Raw genomic sequence first — 19338 nt, 5'->3', positions numbered from 1 at the left:
TGTGAGGGTGAACAAGCACAAGCAGTGGTTGACCAGCGAGCAGTTGACGACATGGGTGCAACTGGTCGCGGTGATGGAACTGCTCCCCGGCGCCTTGGACTCGCAGCTGCGCCGTGACGCCGGGCTGACCCACTTCGAATACATGGTGCTCGCGATGCTGTCGGAGGCACCCCGGCGCACGCTGCGGATGACCGCCCTCGCCGCGCGCACTAACGCGAGCCTACCGCGGCTGTCCCACGCGGTCCGGCGTTTGGAGGACCGTGACCTGGTCGAGCGGTTCCCCTGCCCGCAGGACGGGCGGGCCACCAACGCCCGGCTGACCGAGGCAGGCCGGCAGAAGGTGGAAGCATCCGCGCCCGGGCATGTCGCCAACGTCCAGCGCCACGTGTTCGAGGTGCTCTCGCCGGAGCAGGTTGCGCAGTTGGCCGGGATCACCGACGCGATCCTCGACCGGCTGGACCCCGGCGGTGTGATGACCGCCCCGTACCAGCGCCGCACCGCGCCGGCCGACGCAGCCGAACTCACGCCCGACGACGCGCCCAGGGAGAGTTGACCCGGACGCGGCACCACGGGCCCTGACTGGCGCATACCACAGCCGGTGGGGGCGCAGGACAGGTCAGGGGATGTCGCTGCTTGCCTGCAGATTGTCCCGACCATGTCCATCGGAAACCCGACAGCATCCGCACGCCGGGCGAGGCACGCACGCGTCTGGCAGCCCACTCATCTTAGAGCGACCGGCGATAGGTCAAGATCTGGACAGGTAGGCATCCCGGGGTAGCAAGCAGGCACGGGTCCATCGATCATCGGAGTTCTCTACGCTCAGTGATCGACGGGAGTCCTGTGCCTGCCCTGCCATCATCGTTGCTCGAACCTGTCTGGGTCCAGTTCGACGCGTTGTGCGGTGAGCAACCTGAGTTCGACCCGACGCACCCGCTGGGCTGCCACCGGCGCCGGATTCCCGGCCGGGTCGTGTTCGAGCACGTCATCGCCGCGCTGGTGCACGGCTCCGGCTACGAACGTGTCGCGTCGGACCGGTGCTTCGGATCGCACCATCCGCCGGCGTCTGCAGCTGTGGGCCGAAGCCGGCCTGGGTGAGCGGCTGCATGAGCTGACTCTGGACGCCTACGACCGCATGATCGGCCTGGAGTTGGACGATGTCAGCGTCGACGGAGCGATCACGAAAGCACCGTGTGGCGGCGAGCGGGCCGGTCGTTCCCCGGTCGACCGTGGCAAGGGCGGCATGAAACGCTCGACCGGCGTGGAAAGCAACGGGATCCCGCTCGGGTTGACCGGCACGACGGCCAACCGCCACGACTCGCCGCTGCTGCGTGACACCTTCGAAGCGTGCAGCGCGCAGCTGCGGCATCGCTGGCCCGAGCAGGTCACCGCGCATCTGGACCGCGCCTACGACAACGGCCCGACCCGCAACCTGCTCGACGAGCTGGGCTTCGACGCCGAGATCGCGCGCAAAGGCATCCCCGCCCCGGTCCAGGTCGGCAAACGCTGGGTGGTCGAGCGGACCAACTCGTGGATGAACGGGTTCGGCAAGATCCGCCGCTGCACCGACCGCAACGCCAGCATCATCGACTTCTACCTGTACCTGGCAGCAGCCATCGTCACAATCCGTCAACTCATCCGCCGTGCCCGCACGCTCTACCGCTGGGATACCCGGCCCACCACCCGCCGGCTCAAGTGACACCTATTGCCGGTCGCTCTTATCTACTGGTGCTACGGCCGCAGCCCGGCCAGGCTTGGTCGAGGTGACCGGCGGGGTGGCTCTCTCATCGGCTACTTATGTACTGGTGCTACGACCGCAGCCCGGCCAGGCTAGGTCGAGGTGACCGGCGGGGTAGCTCTCTCATCGGCTGCCCACCGCGAGTTGGTGTGGCTCTCATTTGGCATGCGCCCCGCCGGTCACCGTGGCGCGGAGAGGCTCAAGAGGGGTCTGCCCAGCTCGAAGTAGCGCTGCCCTCCTCGCCGGATTCAGCCCGGTTCGATCGAGGAGGACGAGCGTGGGACGCGTCATCATCGGCATGGATCCGCACAAGCGGTCCGCGACCATTGAAATCATCAACGACCGCGAGCAGATCCTTGCCCAAGGTCGATTCGGCACCGACCGTGACGGCTACCAGGCGATGCTCAAGGTCGGCCGACAGAACAAGGACCGTGTCTGGGCGGTCGAGGGCTGCAACGGTATCGGCCGGCACATCGCTCAACGCCTCGTGGCTGACGGCGAGACTGTGATCGACGTTCCGGCGAAGCTGTCCGCGCGGGCCCGGGTCTTCGATACCGGTCAGGGCCGCAAGACCGACCCGGTCGACGCTCACAGCGTGGCCGTCGCGGCGTTACGGGCCAAGGGCTTGCGGGAGGTGGCCGTCGACGACGTGACAATTGCGCTGCGGCTGCTGGTCGACCGCCGCGATGGTCTTGGTCATGCCCGCACGGACCTACTCAACCGGATTCACAAGTTGCTCCTGGAACTGGTGCCCGGCGGGGCGAAGACGTTCCTGTCCGCCCCGCAAGCCCGGGCACTACTCAACACGGTCCGACCCCGTGACCTGGTCGGGTCCACCCGCCGGCGGCTCACGTCGGAACTCATCACCGAGCTGGCCCAGGTCGACAGAAAGATCAAGGCCGCGAACAAGGAGCTCACCGAACTCGTCGCCGCCACTGGCAGTGGTCTGCAGGACCTCAACGGCATCGGCCCGTCCGGCGCGGCCCGACTCATCGGCGACGTCGGTGACGTCAGCCGGTTCGCGACCCGTGGCCACTTCGCCTCCTGGAACGGCACCGCGCCTCTGGACGCCTCGTCCGGCGACCAGAAACGCCACCGGCTGTCCCGCGCCGGAAACCGGCGCATCAACCGGGTCCTACACATCATGGCCATCGTCCAGATGCGACACGACACCGAAGGTCGTGCGTACTACCGGCGCAAACTCGCCGCGGGCAAGACCCCGATGGAAGCCATACGTTGCCTGAAACGGCGCCTGTCCGACGTCGTCTACAAGCAGATGATCAAAGATGCCGCCTCGTCGAGGACGGGCCCGGGAGGACACGTGGGGGCGACTCTTCAATCCAGCGCGGCCGACCCAGTCCCCAAGGCCGACACTTCGGAACAGTCACTTCCCGGACCCGCCGAACCCCAGCCTAGAACACCACTCCTCGCCGTCTCTTGACACAGAGGGGTGCCTGATCCGGAAGCCGCGCGGGCTTTCGTCGCCACCGCCCATGCGGCGCGCTGGCCCCAGTGCGCCGCATGCCCTGTCGAGCGACACGCCGTAGGAATCGCCGCGGTGGCCGCCAGCCTCAGGCAATTCGAACCATGCTGATATCCGACGGTGCCAGCACCCTCGCGGGGAGCGCATCCAGGATGCGGGTTTGACCGCTTGGGTGGTGGTGTTGAGATCACCCCTCCGGCAACCTGTCCAATGTGAAGGCCTTCGTGGGTGTGACGGACCAGCGATGGTATCGCTTCCTGGCGGAGCGACCCGAGCTGAATGAGGTCAACTTCTGGCGACCGTCCGGAGGCGGTTTCCGCGCTCTCATTCCGGGTGAGCCGTTCCTGTTCAAGGCGCACTTCCCGCTGAACCGGGTGGTGGGCGGTGGGTTCTTCAGCGGCTTCACGCAGCTTCGGATCTCGGAGGCTTGGGAGCTTTTCGGCGAGGCCAATGGCGCTGCGAGCATCGACGAGATGCGCCTCAGCGTCGGGCGTTACCGTAAGCAGGCGATTGGCCCCGGCGAGGATCCGATCATCGGCTGCATATTCGTCCGTGACGTCACCTTCTTCCACGCAGCGTCGACCGTCGACCCGCCGCCACGATTCGCGTCGAACGTGGTGCAGGGCAAGACCTACGACCTGGCCGACGCTGACTCGGCGCCGTACTTTGATCTGCTGATCCGCCGGTTGATCGGGTTGACGGCAGAGGTGGACCTCGACGGGCCCTGGCACCGGCCTGGTCCTGTGTATGGCGACCCCCGTCTGGTGCCGCAGCGGCTCGGGCAGCAGTCATTCAAGGCCGTGGTCCTGGGAGCTTACGGCCGGCGTTGCGCCATCACCGGCAACAAAGTTCAGCCTGTGTTGCAGGCCGCGCACATCCGGCCGCTTCCCATGGGCGGCGAGCATCGGCTGGACAACGGCCTGCTGCTCAAATCCGACGTGCACATCCTCTTCGACCGGGGATATCTGGGCGTCGATCCGAAGCATCGGCTGATGGTCAGTCCACGGCTTCGGACTGAGTTCGGCAACGGCGACCAGTTTTATGCCAAGGCGGGTGAGCAGATAGCGCTTCCTGAGCGACGCGATGATCGGCCGCGCGCCGAGTTCCTTGAGTGGCACCTCGACACCGTCTACAAGGCTGCCTGACCTTTGTGCCTCTGCCCCTGTCGCCGCAACGTCCACGGTGTCGACGCCACGAATACCTTCGCTTGCCTGATCAACTCTTGGTGTCGCGTCGGTGGACGAGTTCGCTGACCCAGCGGGCGGCCTCCTTCTGCGCGGCCAGCATGTGCTGGCGGGCTTCGGCCACTTCCTCGTCGGCGTCCGGGTCGGGGTGTTCGCTCAGGATCGTCACCCACCTGCGGCTCAGCTCCTCGGCGTACGTCGCCTTGCGGAGCTGCTCGTCGAACTGGTACTCCAGCTTCACCATCCGATCGACGTGTGGCTGGAGCGCCGGCAGGATCCGCTCGTCGAGGCGGACGGCGGCGTCGGGCCGGCAGGTGATGAGCACGTCGCCCCGCCGGTAGGACCACTCCGGGTCGTCGGCGAGCGCCCGCTGCAACGCCACCTCCAGGTCCGCTGCCCGGTGCGGCGGCAGGTCCCGGGCTGCGTCGGAGGCGAGCCGGGTCAACCGTTGGACGGCGTTGGGCTGGAAGTACTGCACGTACCAGCTCAGCACCTCGGCGCGCAGGCTCGCCGGCGACGACCAGGCGAAGGTGGCGCGGATGTAGAACGAGTACACGTATCCGCGTGCCGGAACCGCGATCAGCCGGGGCGCGTCGCGCTGTTCGACGAGCGGGCCGGACGGCGACGGTGCGGAGCCGGAGCCGACGGGCGCCTCGTCCTGGAGCGCGGCGACCAGCCGATCCCAGGTCCGCGCCCACCAGCGCCACGCGCCGACACTCACGTTCCGGGTGATGGTCAGCCCATGCATGCCGCGCTGCCGCCACAGGTCCGCGGGCCTCGGCCTCCCGTTGGGAGCGTCCGTCATGGCACCCCTCCAGGGTCACGGATCCGCATTGCACGCTAACAACCCGTGCCCGATATGCCCGTCGCCACGCCGTCAGCCGGCGGGGCCACGCCCGTCACCGGAGCAGGCCGGCGGTCGTGGCTGCTGCCGTCGGCCACGTCGGTGGAGAGCCGATCATCCGAGGTTCACCAAGCATTGTGGAGCCGTAGAGACGCGAAGGGGTGTTGCCGCAGGACGCTGCTCAATGGCCCGAGTGGCTGACCGTGTGTCGGGGCGGGGGCCCGGAGGTGCCCGGCGCGTCGGTGCTGGCCGGCGCGGCGACCCGGACCCGACCCGCGTTCTTCGCCGCGTTGGCCGACGTGCTGGACCTGCCGGCCCATCTGGGAAGCACCTGGGACGCCCTCGCCGATGTGCTTCAGGACCGGCTGGACGCCGGCTCGCTCACCCTGCTGATCAACGACGCCAGCGAGTTGCTCGCCGACGAGCCAGCTGGTCAGTACGCTCTGCTGCTCGCCGTGCTGGGCGACCTGGCCGCCAGCGCCCCGCACCCGCTGCGCGTCGTCCTGCACGACGCCTCGCCCTCCTGAGCGTTACCCGGCCCCGCGAGTGTGTCTCACGGACGGTGACGGTGCCTGGGTGCACATGTTCGGACGAGCGTGATGACTCTGAGGTATCAAAATGACTCTGAGGTATCGCGCTCTTCTGCGACAGGCCGCCGGCTCGCGCCGTGCCACCTCGTGCCGAATCGTGCCGACCCTGGCCGTGTGCGCCGGGCGCATCCAGGCGCGGCGCTGGGTGCCGGTGTCTTACGGCGAAGCCGGGGGGCGGAGAACCTGGGCCGACGGCGGTGGCCTGTGGCGGAGGACGGCATTGCGCTGTGTCGGTGCTCAGTTCCCGACAGTCGGGGCAGCGTGCGGGCGCGGTGACGGTGGTGGTGACGGTCGGGTGACGGGCCCTTCGCGATCCTCTTGCCGAGCCGGGCAGGGTGCACCGGCGCGGGCAGCGGGGAGGCCGTGCGGTGGACTTCGTCGACGGGGTGCTGGTGCGGTTGGCCGATCCGGGCACCCGCGCCGCGCTCTTCGATGACGCGTCGCTGGCGCACCTGGTCGAGGCCGCGTACGACACCGAGGCGATGCCGGTCGCGCCGCCGTACGCGGCGGTCTTCGACGAGCTGACCCTCGGCTTCGCCGCCGCCCCCGTCACCCTGGCCGAGGGGGAGTGGCTGGGCTCCGGCGGCACCACCCGCACCGAGTTGCGCGTACGCCTGCACGGCCTCGGTGGCTCGGCGCTGCGCATCGACGCCCTGTGGCGGGGCAGCCTGGTGGTGCGGACCAGCGCCGCGCGGGACCGGGTCGAGGACCTGGACGTGGCGGTGCCCGCCTTCGACGTGGACCCGCAGATCGTCGCCGACCTGGGCGCGTTGCCGGTCGACCCGACACAGTTGGAGACCGAGCGCCGAACCCGGCTGGTCGCGCGACTACGGGCCGGGCTGCACCAGCCGGCCGCGTTCACGGACGCACACCTGGACCGGCTGCTCGCGGGCGTCGGCGCCGCGAACGCCGGCGACCTGGTGGCGCGCATGCGGGGGCAGGCCGCCGGTGCCACCGTGAAGCTGCGCTACGCCGCCCCGCCAGCCGCCCCACCCACTCCGCGCCCACTGCCGTTCGCCGCCGCCGTGCTGATCCGCGACCAAGGGTTCTCCCTGGCCGACCTGCTCGTCGAGACCCGCCTGGTGCGGGCCCGCGCCGAGGAGTTGGGGCTGGACGTGCCCGCGCCGGACGACGTCCGGCGGCGGCACCGGGTCGTCGCCGTGTGGGTGGTCCCCATCGAGACGTTCGACGACGACGGGTGGCCGGGCGGCGACACCGGCACCGACGCACAGAAGCGGGCCGGCCGGTTCGCCCGGGCCGGCCAGTGGCTCGCCCGCAGCGGCATCGGGCTCGCCGCCCTGGCGACCTGAGACTCCCGGCCGCTGGCAGCCGCAGCGGCCAGGAGCCGCCCAACGACCGCAGCGGCCGGGAGCCGCCCAACGACCGCAGCAGCAACTTCGTCCGGGAGGACCCGTGGCACCGACAGCAGCATTCCCGTTCATCGAGGTCCGGATCGTGCCGCCACCGGCGCCGCTGGCCCAGCGCTCGCCGGGCGTCATCGCCGTGGTGGGCAAGGCGCCGTCCACGGCCGACGGCGGTTCGGCGCCGGCGAACACGCCGGTTCGGATCGAGACCCTCGACGACGCGGTGACCAACTTCGCCCGGCGGCAGGCCGGCAACGTGGTCCGCAACGCCCTCTACAACTCGCTGGAGTTGGCGTTCCTGCAGGATCCGCGCCCGGCCAAGGTGTACGGGGTCAAGGTGTCCGGCGACGACTACGCCGCCGCGCTCGGCGGTCTGGAGGCCGCCGACGACGTGACCATGGTGTCGCTGGCCAACGAGTCGAGCGTCGGCAACCCCGCTGGTGCGGGTGCGCCCACCGGGCTGCACGCGCTGAAGGCGCACGTGGAGACGATGTCGGCGGCCGGCCAGCGGCGGATCGGCTTCGCCATGGTCAACCCGGCCACCGAGAAGGGCCCCAGCTACGTCACCGACATCACCACCGCGGCGGGCCCGCTCAAGAGCAGCACCAGCCGGATGCTGATGATCGCCGCCCGGGGCGCGGACGGCGACGCGGCCACCGCCGCGATGGCCGCCGTGGCCGGACTGCCGGTGCACCACAGCATCGTGCTGAAGAAGATTCGTGGCGTGGCCATCCCGGTGGCCAAGCAGTACAGCCCGGCCGAGATCAAGGGCCTCTCCGAGGCCAACCTCACGCCGATCATCGACCCGACGCTGATCACGGGGGAGAGCCTGCACTTCGCCGACGGGCGGCTCTTCACCTCCGACGCGAGCCTGCTGCACGTCGACCTGGTGCGCACCCTCGACCAGATCGAGTTCATGTTGCGCGCCGGCCTGATCGGCCTGGTCGGCGACGCCCGGATCACCAAGCCGGGCATGACCCTGCTGAAGACCCAGGTCGACGGCATTCTCGGCCCCCTCAAGCGGCAGTCGGTCATCGACGACTACCGCATCGAGATCCCGGTGCTGGACATCCTCAGCATCCCCGAGGTCGCGCGTACCGCCACCGACACCTCGATCGTCACCGCCGCCCGGGCCGACCGCACCGTCGACCTGGTCGTCACCGTCACGTACGGCCCGGCCGTGAGCCGCCTGCTGGTCACGCTCGTGGCCAAGTTCTGACCCGGAGGAACCAGACCATGGAGTGGAAGACCCGCCTCGCGGTGCAGTACACCAAGGGCACCGAGACGGTGCTGATCAGCCCGATCGACTCGTTCAGCCCGTCCTTCTCGCTCAACGTTGAGGCGCTGCACTCGTGCGAGGTGACCCACCTGGGTGTCATCCACGCGCCGGTGTCGATGAACTTCACGATGACCGTCAAGGCGATCGGGGACGTCGCCGGTCGGCTCACCAAGCTGGCCCTCGACGGTGAGCTGTTCGACATCGCGCTGCTGGAGCACACCGGCGACGACTGGGCGTTCTCGTCCTTCGTGCTCCAGGACTGCATGATCACCAGCGCGACGCCGACCACCGCCACCATCTCCGGCGCACCGGCGGCCACGTTCAGCGGCTTCAGCCTGGCCGCCACGGTCGACCCGAAGACCGGCGACCAGTCCGTGCTGCCCTGACGCGCCAAACGACAGCCTGCCAACGACTGCCCGCCGACGACAGCCCGTCCACGATCAACCGGAGGTAGCAGATGGCGACCGGTGCTGGCCGTGCCGCCCGGGTCACCCGTACCGGGCTGGCCCTGGTGCACGCGGGTGAGTTGGTGCTGCCGGCGGCCGGCAGCGAGGCGGAGGCCGAGCAGGTGGCCGAGGACGACCGCGCGGTCATCGCGTACCACTTCCCGGTGGAGATCGAGGTGGTCGCGGCCGGCGGCGCGGTCGACGCCGACGCGCTCGCCGACCTGGCGCTGGCCCGGCTCGCCGAGCACCTGGACGGGCGGTTCTGACGGTGGCCATCTCGGTGCACGTGCCGGTGCGGATCCGGCTGGACGCCCGGTCGGTGACCGAGCGACCGGAGGCGGTGACCGAGGCGCTCGGCGCGGCCCTGGCCCGCGCCCTGGAACGCTCCCGGCGCGAGGTGGTCGCGCCACGCGGCGGCTACCTGGAGGTACGCGCCGAAGCGCCGACCTTCCGCTGGACCGGCGCGGCCGGCGAGCGGGTGTCGCCGGACGACCGGCGGGCCTTCGAGGCCCGGCTGCGCCGGCGCATCGATGAGATGGTGACCGCCGCGCGGCTGGACCCGGGGCTGCCCCCCGGGGTGGCCGCGCCGCTGAGCCGGCCGGCGACCGAGCTGTTCGACCCGCAGCGGATGCGCCACCTGCTGGCCGTCTACCGGGTGCCGTCCTACGACGACGGTGGGGACGCCGCCGAGGTGCCGGTGGACGGCGACGAGCCGCCCGGGGTGACCTACCAGTGGCTGCTGCGCCCGGCCACCTACGTGGTGAACCACATCGCCGAGCTGGGCCGTGAGGCGGTACGCCAGCATGGCGGCCTGCCGTCGGGCACCCCGCAGGGTGTGATCGCCCGGGTGGTCGGCTCCGACGGACGCCCGGCCTGGGCGATCCTGGTGAACACCACACCGTGGTCGGTCCTCACCTTCGAGCGGTTCGGCGAGACGGTGTTCCGGGCCACCCCACAGCCGCACTTCGAGGTGGAGGAGCGGGTGCCCAGCCCGCAGCCCGGAACGGTGCAGCGGCGGCCCGTCGCCGATCGGAGCGCCCTCGTCGCCATGGTGGACGAGGAGCTCAGCGCCGACATCCGGCAGCGGCTGCGGACCGCCCAGCCGCGCGGTGAGACCACCAGCGCGGACGAGTACCAGGCGCAGATCGAGCGGGCCGTCGACGCGGAGGTGTCCCGGCGGGTCGACGCGATCCTCGCCTCGGTGGGCGGGGCGATGCCGACCTGCCTGGTGGTGGTCCAGATCGGCGGGGTCTCCCTGCTGCTGGTGGGCACCGAGGAGACCGACGCCACCATGCACTGGACCGGCACGGCCAACCTGTTGCCGATCAGCGTCGAGCAGCGCCCGGCCGTCCCACCGGACCCGAACGCACCCCCGGGCGGTGGCACCGGCGACGGCACCGGTTCAGGGGCGGGCACCGGCAGCGGGTCCGGCACGGGCAGCGGCGCCGGCAGTGGACCGGGCGGCACCGGCACCGGCGGCGTTGGCACGGGCACCGGGCCGGACGGTGGCGCCGGTGGCACCGGCGGGGACGGCATTGGCGGTGCCCGGCGGGGCGGGTTCGTCTTCGACCCGAGCAGCCCGAGCGCGCCGGCCGGCACCGAGGGTCGACGGTTTCCCGCCGTCGTGGGCGAGCACTCCGAGATGCGGGCCTGCGCCCCGTTCAACGGTGAACCGGAACTGGCCGCGCTCGGGCCGGACGGCGACGAGCTGCGCCGGCTCATGGACGACATCGCGTTCCGGCTGCAGATGGGTGAGCCGTGCCGCTATCCGGCGAACTTCTGTCTCCAGGCCGCCTCCATGCTGCGCGGCCGGGCCGCGGCGATCAGCCTGCTGGTCGGCGCCGCCGAGCGTGAGGCGTTCAGCCGACCCGTGCCGGCGGGCACCGGAGGGCTCGGCCCGCTGGACTTCCGGCCGGTGGCCTCGCCCGCCGTGCAGTTCCTGCGCCACCTGGCCGGGGTGGTGCCCCGCCTGGACCACCTCGCCCAACTCGTCATGGGCCGCTACAGCCAGCCCGAGCACTTCGCCCGGATCCAGGGCGGCTGGATCGACTCGTCGGCCTCCTGGAATCTGCACTTCATCCAGGCGCTCAGCGGCGCGATCAAGGGCGCCGTCGGGCAGCTCTTCATCGTCGGCAGCCAGGCGATGCTGGTGCAGCTGCTGCTCACCTCGCGTACCGGCATCGACGCCCGGATCACCACCTTCGATCAGTACGCGCCCATCTTCGAGCGGCTGATCGTCTCCCAGCTCACCGACTACGCCGAGCTTCAGGGGCTGCGCGAGCGACTGCGCCGCCACGAGGCCGCCCGGTGGACGGCTGAGCACACCGGCACCGGCGGCGGCACCCTCGCCACGGTGAGCATGGCCAACCCTGTCACCGCCTGGTACGGGGCAGCCCAGGCCATCTCCAGTGCGTTCCTCGCCACCGAGGCCGCCCTGACCAGCCCCGGCGCGGCCGGTGAGATCGTCGAACGCGACGGCACCACGCGGATCCGCGACGCCCACGCGGTGCTCTGGACCCTCGCCGAGATCGAACAGGCGCTGGTCATCCAGCGCGGCGAGGCCGAGGGCATCGACCCGCTGGTCAAGCAGATCACCGACCTGCCCGACCTGCTGGCCCGCTTCGCCGGCAACCGGTCGGCGATTCGCGACGAGCTGTGGCGGGTGCTGCAGGACATGCGGCGCAACAACGCCGAGATGCTCGGTCGTGCCCGCACCGACGCCCGGTTCGCCTTCACGTCCAGTCGGATCAGCGAGCACATCCCGTCGGCCACCATCCCCCGTGGACGCTTCGCCCTGCAGGGCATCCACCTGGTCACCCACCAGCAGATCGGCGAGTTCTTCGGCGGCAACCTCTACTACGCCACCGGCGTCGACGCCCTGTTCGCCACCGAACTGGGCCGGGAGGCGCTGAGCTCGTTCGGGATCATGGTGGGAATCATCGCGCTGTCCATTCTCTGCCCGCCGCTGGGCTTCGTGGTCGGGGTCGCGGTCGCCGCCGTCGACGTGGCGCACGCACACCAACGCGCCCGTCTCTACTCCTCGATGCTGGACCCGGAGCTGGTGCTCACCCGCACCGAGGTCGAGGTCGAGCTGTTCGCCGCGTACCTCGGGTTGGCGTTGTCGCTGATCCCCGAGGTCGGCACCATCGGCGGCGCGGCCGTGCGTGGCGGCCGGGTCGCCCTGCGCTTCGGCGTCCGCGCGGGGCTGCGTGCCGCCCGGGGGTACGTGGTGCGCCGCGTCACCCGGCAGATCATCGAAGCGGCCTCCCGCGACCTGCTTCAGGCGTTCCTCACCGAGATCCTGCTCAACGAGGTGCTGGAACGGGTCGTGCAGAAGCTGATGGAGCCGGTGCTCGCCTACGTGGAGCGGGAGGCGATGCTGCACGGCGCGGTCGGCGGCCCGGAGGGCGCCCGGTTCATCCTCATGGTGCTCGACTCGCAACCCGGTGGCGCCGCCGCCGGCCCCCGCGTCCCGGTGGTGCGGCCGTGACCGGGCCACGCCGGTTCCGCGCCGGCCGGTTCCTCGACGCCGCCGCCGTGCACGCCGCCGCCGACGCCAACCCGCGGCTGCAACGGTTCATGCGAACCGTCGCCGCGCACAGCGAGGCCGGCGAGGTGCGGTCCCGACGGCTGCTGGAACACCTCATCCGCCGCATCGTCGACGACGTCGGTGACCTGCACCTGGGCAACGCGGTCAACCGGCTGGAACGCATCGCCGTGCTGCGCGACAACATCGCCGCCATCCTCGACCACGTGCTGGAGGGCGGCACCCTGCCCGAAGGGGTGCGGGTGGCCACCCTCGGCGAGTACTTCGACCAGCTCAACACCGAGATGCGCGAGCTGAGCCGACCCCGCGAGGGCATCGTCGGGGACGCGCCGCTGCGGCTGGCCGACGACGCCGCCCAGTACGCCGACTCGCTGCTGCGCGAGTTCGACGCCGCCGGCGGCGGCACGTCCGGCCGGCACGTCGAGCCCGCCGCCGTGGTCGGTGACGCGTTCCGGGCCATGCCGGCGGACCGGCAGGCCGCGCTGCGCCGCGCCGCCGAGCTGGAACCCGCCGCGCTGTGGCGCGCGGTGGCCGCCGAAACCGAGAGCGGCAAGCGGGCCGCCGTCGCGGACCTGGAGACCCGCCTCGGTGGCCGGCTCACCCCCGACGAGCTGGGCCGGATGCGCACCGCCGTCGACGACCTCGGTCGTGCCCGCTCACGCGGCCTGCAGATGAGCCAGGCCCGACTCACCGAAGCCCTCGCCCGCATCGCCGACCCGGACCTGCGGGCCGTGGTGGCCGGCGGCGACGTCTGGCTCACCCAGCAACTCGCCGTGCACAACCCGGAGGCGCTGAGCACCCTGTGGCGGCGCTTCCGCGACCGGGGCGGACGCGCCGACGACGGCCCCGGCTTCCGCGCCTACCTGCGCCACGACATGGTCACCTACGGCCGGGGTGTGCTCGGCGAGTACAGCGCGGCGTTCTCGCTGAGCAGCATCGAGCTGTTCCTCAAGGGCCCGGACGCCAACGTCAAGGTCGCCGGAACCGACCTGGTCGGCATCGGCCACGACGGCTGGGTGTGGCTGATCGACGACAAGTCGCACCGCGCGACGAGCGTCGGCGGGGTCAGCGCGCTCACCGACAACCTCGTCACCAACCTGCGCCGCGACGCCGCCAACTTCCGCGATGCCATCGCCCGGCTGCAACGCGACGACCCCGGCTTCACCCCCGACCCACGGGTCCTCGACGCGATCTCCCGGATGGAGGACGCCGCCGCCGAGATCGACCGGATCAACCGGCGCGGCTCCGCGTCCACCCGGCCGGCGCGGATCAGCCGGGCCCTCGAAGAGCGCCGGCTGCGGCTGCGGGTCACCAGCGCCGCCGGCGAGGTCCGCGAGATCACCCAGGCGCTGCGCGACCTCGGCCTGGCCGTCGAACCCACCGGTACGCCGGTGCCGCTGCCACCCACCGGAGGGCGCTGAGCATGGCCACCACCAGCTTCATGCGGTACGGCACGGTGCCGTCCGCGATCATCAGCGACGGAATCCTGCCGATCCCGATCTGGGCGGTCACCGCCATCTCCCTGGCCCAGACCTACCACCTGCCGCCGATCGGCTCGACCGCGCACAAGGCCATCGTGGCCACCCACGACGACACCATCACCCTCACCGGCGTGCTGGTCGGCCCGGAACGGTACGCCTGGAAGTTCGCGCTGGAGACGATGGCCGAGGCGAGCAAGCGCGGCACCGCACTGGCCGCGTACTCCGGTGGGAAATTCGGCGGCCTGATCCTCGTCACCTCGATGACCATCCGCACCGACATGCAGGTGCAGTCGCTGACCTTCAACGCCTCGGCCGCGCGCCGGGACGTCCTGGACACCACCATCACCCTCGTCCACGTGCCTCGTCCCAGCCTGCTCGGCAAGCTGCTCGACGTGGCCAGCATCGGAGTCGGCGCGCTCGCCGACGGGTTGGGAAACTGATGCCACCGTTCCCGATCGACCGCTACCTGCTGCCGGAGACACCCATCGAGGTGCCCGACGGGTTCACCGAGGTGCGGCAGAGCCTCACCGCCGGCCTCCCGCACCGCGTCGAACTGGGCGCCGGCGTACACGCGGTGCTGATCCTGCCCACCGGGCTGGCCCGGCAGTGGCTGGACACCGACCCCCTCGCGGTGGTCACCAGCTCCGCCGACGACCTGGCACCCCGACCAGCGCCCCCGGCCGTGCCCCGGCCACCGGCGCTGGTCGGTCGGGTGCCGCTGCGCCTGGTCGTCCGCCAGGGCACCCGGATCCTCGGCTCACTGCCGCTCGCCGCCGGCCTGCGCCGGGTCTGCCCCGACGCCGGCCCGTCGACCACCACCGGCGCCGCCCCGGTCGCCGTCGAGGTGGTGGTGCTCGCCTGGCTGCTGCACGCCGGGACGGTACGCGGCTCCGGTGACTACGGCTCATCGGTGACCCTCGCGTGGCGGCCCGCGGACCGGGCGGTGGACCAGTTCGGGCCGCCGCCGATCAACGAGTTCGTCTGGCGTCGCCGCCCGCCCGCGCAGCGCGTCGAATCCGAGCTGGGCCCCGGCAAGCTGCGCTACCGCTACCTGCTCGACAAGAAGCTGCGGAGGGTTCTGCGATGACGCTCACGCCGTTTCAGACCGGCCAGGTACGCCAGGGCGCGGTGGGCAACGACGCCGGCTGGACCCTGACCTTCCACCGGGAGACCTCGACCGGGCTGAGCCCGGACACCGCGCTCAGCCTGTCCAGCGCCGACTACTATGCGGCCATCGACGCCGCGCTGCCCGACGGGCTGGGCCCCGGCGCGTACACGATCACCGTGCAGGGGTTGATCGACGAGCACTTCGCCGCGCTGCGCACCGCCGAGGGGCAACCGCCGCTGGTGGCGAAGCTGTACCTGTACTGGCGGGACGCCAACACCTCGGTCGGCGCCTTCTTCACCAACCTGGTCGGCGTCAACGCCGGCCCGTCGCCCGCCGAGCTGACCCAGGCGCTGGTCGCCGTGCTGCGGGTGACGAAGGTACGCCGGCTCACCGGGGAACGGACGTACGACACCGAGCTGACCCTCGTCGAGCAGGCGTACGCCCGGCTCGGGCAGCGGGTGGCCGAGCGGTTCGAGGCGGAGAACTTCACCGCCGCGATCCGGGCCATCGCCGACCGGACCCGGGTGGACGTCACGGGGTGGGGCGCCAACCCGGACGGCACGATGACCCTGGGTGCCACCGAGGCGGCCGGTGACGAGCGGGTCGCCTTCGGCGCCGGCCTGCTCTACCGCGCCGCGCTGGACCGGATCGGCGGCGCGTTGCAGCAGTCGCTCAACGCGTACGGGCGGGGGATGCTGCTGATCCGCGACGGCACCGTGCACGTCGGCAAGCGGCCCATCCCGTACCCGGAGGGTGAACCGAAGCCACTCACCCTCGCCACCGGCCTGCTGGCGTGCACCGAGAACGGCAGCCAGGACACCGACCCGTACGCGGCCACCGAGTCCGGCGGCACCGCCGCTCCGCGCCGTCGAGCGTGGACGCTGACCCTCAAGGGTCGCCCCGACCTGAAGCCCGGTGACCTGGTGTGTTTCGACCCGCCGGCCGTGGACGAGGCCACCACGCTGGGCAGCGTCGGCGCAGCACTGCTCGGCTCGTTCGCCGCCCCGTTCGCCCCGTCGACCGGGGAGCTGGGCGCGGGGGCGAAGCTGCTCTACCTCAGCGCGGCCCGGCACACCCTGTCGCGTACCGCCGGTTTCGTCACGGTGGTGCAGGGCGTCGAGGTCACGTCGGGCACCCAGGCCTGGGACAGCTGGAGTGACGCCTCCGGCGTGGGCACCGCCGAGCCGGCCGGCCCGGCGTCGTCGCCCGGCGTCGCCGCCGCCGAGGCGGTCCGTCGGGCGGCCCGCGCGGCCCGGGGCGAGACGCGCGGCCTGGAGATCGGCGAGGTACGCGCGGTGGCCACCAAGGCCAGCGGCGCCGTCGAGCCGCCGGCGCAGACCGAGACGGTGTGGGAGGGGCTGGCCCGACCGGACGGCCGACCCAACGGGGCCCGCCGCCTGCCGGTGCGCCGGGAGCAGCCCGCGCCGCTGCCCGGGGTGACCTACCTGACCCCGTTCGCCTGGGGTGGCTGCGGGCTCATCCTGCCCCGCTACCCGGGCACCCGGGTGGCGTTGGCCTACCGCAACGGCGCGCCGGACGACCCGGTGGAGGTGGGCGCGCTCTGGCCCACCGGGCACGCCCCGGTCTCCGAGCCGGGGGACTGGTGGCTGTCACTGCCGGTGGCGGTGGCCACCAACAGCCGCTCGTCGATCGGCGACGCGGTGGTGCCCGCCGACCACGACGGCAAGGTGACGCACGACCTCACCGACGGCGACGGCAACCGGGTCATCGAGCTGGGGGAGCTGACCGTGCGGGTGGGCCGGGCAAAACTGCGCGGTCGGGGTCAACGCCCGAAACGCGCCGACGAGGCCGACAGCATCACCATCGAGCACGCCGCCGGCGGGTCGTCGATCGTGATGAAGCAGGACGGCTCGATCACCATCACCGCCACCCAGATCGACCTGGACGCGGGCAACGGCGCGGTGAACATCAGCGGCGGCACCGTCAACATCGCCGCCGACGATGTCGACGTCCAGGTCAGCAACGCGATGAACGTCCACTGAGGAGAGCGACATGGCTTTCGTGCTCACCACGTCGAGCGACGTGCACTGCCCCAACCAGGGGAAGGTGTCCCCGTCCGGGCAGGGCAAGTTGACCGTCAACCGTGCCCCGGTGGTCCGCCTCGACGGCATCAGTGGCAAGTCGGTGACCGGCTGCACCATCACCACCAGCAACTCCACCAAGCAGTGCGGCACCGTGACCTCGGCGACCGGATCCGCCGGCAAGCTCAAGGTCGGCGACGTCGCCGTGGCGCTGAGCACGCTCAGCGGCGCCACCGACGGCACCAGCCCCGGCCTTTCCGCCAGCGCCGGGCAGAGCAAGCTGAAGGCGGCCTGAGGTGGACCGGACCGAGCGGGAACGGCAGGCCGCCCAGCGCCGCTACCTCGGCTGGGGGCTCGCCTTCGAACCCACCATGCCCGGCGTGGACCTGGCCCGCGACGTCGTCTTCGACGACGGCCCGAACGGCCGGGTGCTGGCCCTCGTCGCCGGCACTCAGAACGTGGCCCAGAGCCTCGCGGTGGCGCTGACCACGCTGCGCGGCTCGAACGTCTTCGACGCCACGTTCGGTTTCGACGGTCTCAACGCCCTCGCCGAGCAGATCGAGCCCAACCTGATCCGCGAGCAGGTGCGCATCGGCATCATCACGCTGCTCGACCGCGACCCCCGCGTCCGCAAGATCGTCGACGTCAACCTCGACGACGGTCGGCTCGGTGCGAACGGCACCGATGACGCGGCCCGGTCCGCGCTCCGCGCCTCTCGCACCCTGCAGGTGCAGGTCCAGTTCGAAACCATCACCGACGACCGGCTCTCGGTGCATCTCGGGGAGCTACCCAGTGTCTGATCCCACCCTTCCGGCCGAGCTGGCCGACGTCCTGGCCGTCGACGCCGCCGCGCTGCGAGCCACCGGCTCGACCGGCTTCGGCATCGTCGAGAGCGGCTTCGTGCCGAAGTCCTTCGCCCGGTTGCTCGCCGAGAAGCTGGCCACCGCCCGACTGCTCTTCGGCGACGACATCGACCTGACCAGCGGCGCCGTGCTGCGCAAGGTGCTGGAACTGGCCGCGCTGGAGGACGCCCGGCTGTGGGCGGCCCTCGGCGCGGTCTACGACAACTCGTACGTGGTGTCGGCGACCGCCGACGCGCTGACCCGCCTCGGTGAGGAACTGGGCATACCCCGGCCGTACCTGCCGGCGCGAGGCACCGTGAAGCTGAAACTGAAGGCGGCGCTACCCACCGGCCGCACCCAGCTCACGCTGCCCCGGGGCGCACGGCTGTCCACACCCGGCGGGCACCACGTGGCCCTGGACGAGACGGTGGTGCTCTCCGCCGCCGTCGGCGAACGGGTGCCGGCCGTCGCCGCCTTCTACCCCGGCCCCGCGCACAACCTGGACCCCGCCCAGCCCAGCCAGAAGATCGACCGGTGGAATCGGGCCGACACCCTGCTGGCCGACCTGGACGACGCCGAGCAGGCCGCCGGCAAGGAGCTGGTGGACATCACCCACACCGTCGCGCTGACCGGGGGTGAACAGCAGGTCCCCGACGCCCGCTACCGGCAGCTGCTGCTGGCCGCGCCCCGCTCCATCTGGACTGCCGAGGCGATCGGTCTGGCCGTGGCGACCGTGCCCGGCGTACGCCAGGTGCAGGTCTTCGACGGCCGGGGCGGGCTGGACCTCAACCAGTCCATCTTCGGCAATTTCAACTTCATCGAACGGGTCTTCAGCACCGAACGCGACCTGGGCAATCCGTACTACGTCACGGTGCTGGTCGCGCCGACCGCCGCGGCCATCTGGGACGGCCCGGACGGGCTGCACGCCGCCGTCGAGTCGGTCATCGAGGACCTGCGCCCGGTGGGCATCTTCGCCTCGGTGGACCGGGCCGACGAGGTGGGCATCGGCGTCGAGGCCGACCTGGTGATCCGTGGCCTGCCGCTGCCCACCGGCTCGAAGGAGACGGTGAACGCCTCCACCGCGGCCACCGAGCTGCGCGCCCGACTGCACGCCCGACTCCGCCGCTACGTCGACGAGCTGCCGTTCGGCGAGCCGGTCCGCGCCGCCGAGGTGATCTGGACGCTGATGAACGAGCCGGGCGTCGCGGACGTCCGCTCGCTGCGGCTGGTCCGCTTCCCGGCCGACTCGGCGGTGGTGGTGACCGGCAGCGCGCCCACCGGCGACGGGGTGCAGCGGCTGCCGGTCGGCGACAACGCGGTGCTCGCCGCGAACCAGGTGCCCGTCTATGTCGACCGGGACGATCCCCGGCCGTTCCGGATCGTCTGAGCGGGG

At 71.5% G+C, this 19338-nt stretch carries 17 protein-coding genes and 1 pseudogene; 17 read left to right on the top strand and 1 reads right to left on the bottom strand.

The features are described 5' to 3' along the window. The first annotated feature begins 7 nt into the window (after positions 1-7). From OG811_RS28120 to OG811_RS28105, 4 genes and pseudogenes are all read left to right on the top strand, one after another. Positions 8-553, top strand: a complete 546-nt coding sequence (locus OG811_RS28120) for a MarR family winged helix-turn-helix transcriptional regulator (RefSeq protein WP_406070022.1) — start codon at positions 8-10, stop codon at positions 551-553. A gap of 287 nt (positions 554-840) precedes the next feature. Then, positions 841-1696: pseudogene (locus OG811_RS28115) on the top strand (IS5 family transposase). A gap of 316 nt (positions 1697-2012) precedes the next feature. Further along, on the top strand, positions 2013-3176 hold the full coding sequence (locus OG811_RS28110; RefSeq protein ID WP_406070020.1) for an IS110 family transposase: 1164 nt from the start codon (positions 2013-2015) through the stop codon (positions 3174-3176). 254 nt (positions 3177-3430) lie between these two features. After that, positions 3431-4363, top strand: coding sequence for an HNH endonuclease (locus tag OG811_RS28105; RefSeq protein WP_406070019.1), 933 nt, complete (start codon positions 3431-3433; stop codon positions 4361-4363). A gap of 70 nt (positions 4364-4433) precedes the next feature. On the opposite strand, the gene OG811_RS28100 is transcribed toward OG811_RS28105, so the two are convergent. After that, positions 4434-5207 carry a hypothetical protein gene (locus OG811_RS28100; RefSeq protein ID WP_406070017.1) on the bottom strand — a complete coding sequence of 258 codons (774 nt, stop codon included), beginning with the start codon at positions 5205-5207 and terminating at the stop codon, positions 4434-4436. A gap of 266 nt (positions 5208-5473) precedes the next feature. Between OG811_RS28100 and OG811_RS28095 the strand changes: the two genes are divergently transcribed. The 13 genes from OG811_RS28095 to OG811_RS28035 all read left to right on the top strand — a co-directional run bounded on the left by OG811_RS28095 (position 5474) and on the right by OG811_RS28035 (position 19332). Next, positions 5474-5773 carry a barstar family protein gene (locus tag OG811_RS28095; RefSeq protein WP_406070016.1) on the top strand — a complete coding sequence of 100 codons (300 nt, stop codon included), beginning with the start codon at positions 5474-5476 and terminating at the stop codon, positions 5771-5773. Positions 5774-6204: 431 nt separating this feature from the next. Next, positions 6205-7146, top strand: a complete 942-nt coding sequence (locus OG811_RS28090) for a hypothetical protein (RefSeq protein WP_406070014.1) — start codon at positions 6205-6207, stop codon at positions 7144-7146. Between the two features lie 103 nt (positions 7147-7249). Next, on the top strand, positions 7250-8419 hold the full coding sequence (locus OG811_RS28085) for a hypothetical protein (RefSeq protein WP_406070013.1): 1170 nt from the start codon (positions 7250-7252) through the stop codon (positions 8417-8419). 17 nt (positions 8420-8436) lie between these two features. After that, positions 8437-8865, top strand: a complete 429-nt coding sequence (locus tag OG811_RS28080; protein ID WP_406070012.1) for a hypothetical protein — start codon at positions 8437-8439, stop codon at positions 8863-8865. Positions 8866-8936: 71 nt separating this feature from the next. Beyond that, positions 8937-9191, top strand: a complete 255-nt coding sequence (locus OG811_RS28075) for a hypothetical protein (RefSeq protein ID WP_354994239.1) — start codon at positions 8937-8939, stop codon at positions 9189-9191. A 2-nt stretch (positions 9192-9193) separates the two neighbouring features. Then, a complete protein-coding gene (locus OG811_RS28070) occupies positions 9194-12415 on the top strand; it encodes a hypothetical protein (RefSeq protein ID WP_406070010.1) in 3222 nt (1073 codons plus the stop codon). After that, on the top strand, positions 12412-13893 hold the full coding sequence (locus tag OG811_RS28065; protein WP_406070009.1) for a hypothetical protein: 1482 nt from the start codon (positions 12412-12414) through the stop codon (positions 13891-13893). The genes OG811_RS28070 and OG811_RS28065 overlap by 4 nt, the downstream gene beginning before the upstream one ends. 2 nt (positions 13894-13895) lie before the next feature. Continuing rightward, entirely contained in the window at positions 13896-14393 is a 498-nt protein-coding gene (locus OG811_RS28060) for a hypothetical protein (RefSeq protein ID WP_354974903.1), read from the top strand. Continuing rightward, positions 14393-15040 carry a hypothetical protein gene (locus OG811_RS28055; protein WP_406070007.1) on the top strand — a complete coding sequence of 216 codons (648 nt, stop codon included), beginning with the start codon at positions 14393-14395 and terminating at the stop codon, positions 15038-15040. Before OG811_RS28060 ends, OG811_RS28055 begins: the two co-directional genes overlap by 1 nt. Continuing rightward, a complete protein-coding gene (locus OG811_RS28050; protein ID WP_406070006.1) occupies positions 15037-17064 on the top strand; it encodes a hypothetical protein in 2028 nt (675 codons plus the stop codon). Before OG811_RS28055 ends, OG811_RS28050 begins: the two co-directional genes overlap by 4 nt. A 10-nt stretch (positions 17065-17074) precedes the next feature. Further along, complete coding sequence (locus OG811_RS28045; RefSeq protein WP_406070005.1) at positions 17075-17398, top strand: hypothetical protein; 324 nt, start codon at positions 17075-17077, stop codon at positions 17396-17398. A gap of 1 nt (position 17399) precedes the next feature. Further along, complete coding sequence (locus OG811_RS28040) at positions 17400-17903, top strand: hypothetical protein (protein ID WP_406070003.1); 504 nt, start codon at positions 17400-17402, stop codon at positions 17901-17903. Further along, entirely contained in the window at positions 17896-19332 is a 1437-nt protein-coding gene (locus OG811_RS28035; RefSeq protein ID WP_406070002.1) for a hypothetical protein, read from the top strand. The genes OG811_RS28040 and OG811_RS28035 overlap by 8 nt, the downstream gene beginning before the upstream one ends. Positions 19333-19338: the final 6 nt, after the last annotated feature.

Source organism: Micromonospora sp. NBC_01638 (assembly GCF_045209745.1).
Classification (GTDB): Bacteria; Actinomycetota; Actinomycetes; order Mycobacteriales; family Micromonosporaceae; genus Micromonospora.
The sequence above is the reverse complement of the archived record's forward strand: the minus strand, read 5'-3'. Positions and strand labels throughout refer to the sequence as shown.

Bases quoted from the DNA above. Each gene is read 5' to 3' on its own strand.
- OG811_RS28100 (WP_406070017.1), bottom strand. From the start codon at position 5,207: ATGACGGACGCTCCCAACGGGAGGCCGAGGCCCGCGGACCTGTGGCGG.
- OG811_RS28080 (WP_406070012.1), top strand. From the start codon at position 8,437: ATGGAGTGGAAGACCCGCCTCGCGGTGCAGTACACCAAGGGCACCGAG.
- OG811_RS28075 (WP_354994239.1), top strand. From the start codon at position 8,937: ATGGCGACCGGTGCTGGCCGTGCCGCCCGGGTCACCCGTACCGGGCTG.
- OG811_RS28060 (WP_354974903.1), top strand. From the start codon at position 13,896: ATGGCCACCACCAGCTTCATGCGGTACGGCACGGTGCCGTCCGCGATC.
- OG811_RS28055 (WP_406070007.1), top strand. From the start codon at position 14,393: ATGCCACCGTTCCCGATCGACCGCTACCTGCTGCCGGAGACACCCATC.
- OG811_RS28050 (WP_406070006.1), top strand. From the start codon at position 15,037: ATGACGCTCACGCCGTTTCAGACCGGCCAGGTACGCCAGGGCGCGGTG.
- OG811_RS28045 (WP_406070005.1), top strand. From the start codon at position 17,075: ATGGCTTTCGTGCTCACCACGTCGAGCGACGTGCACTGCCCCAACCAG.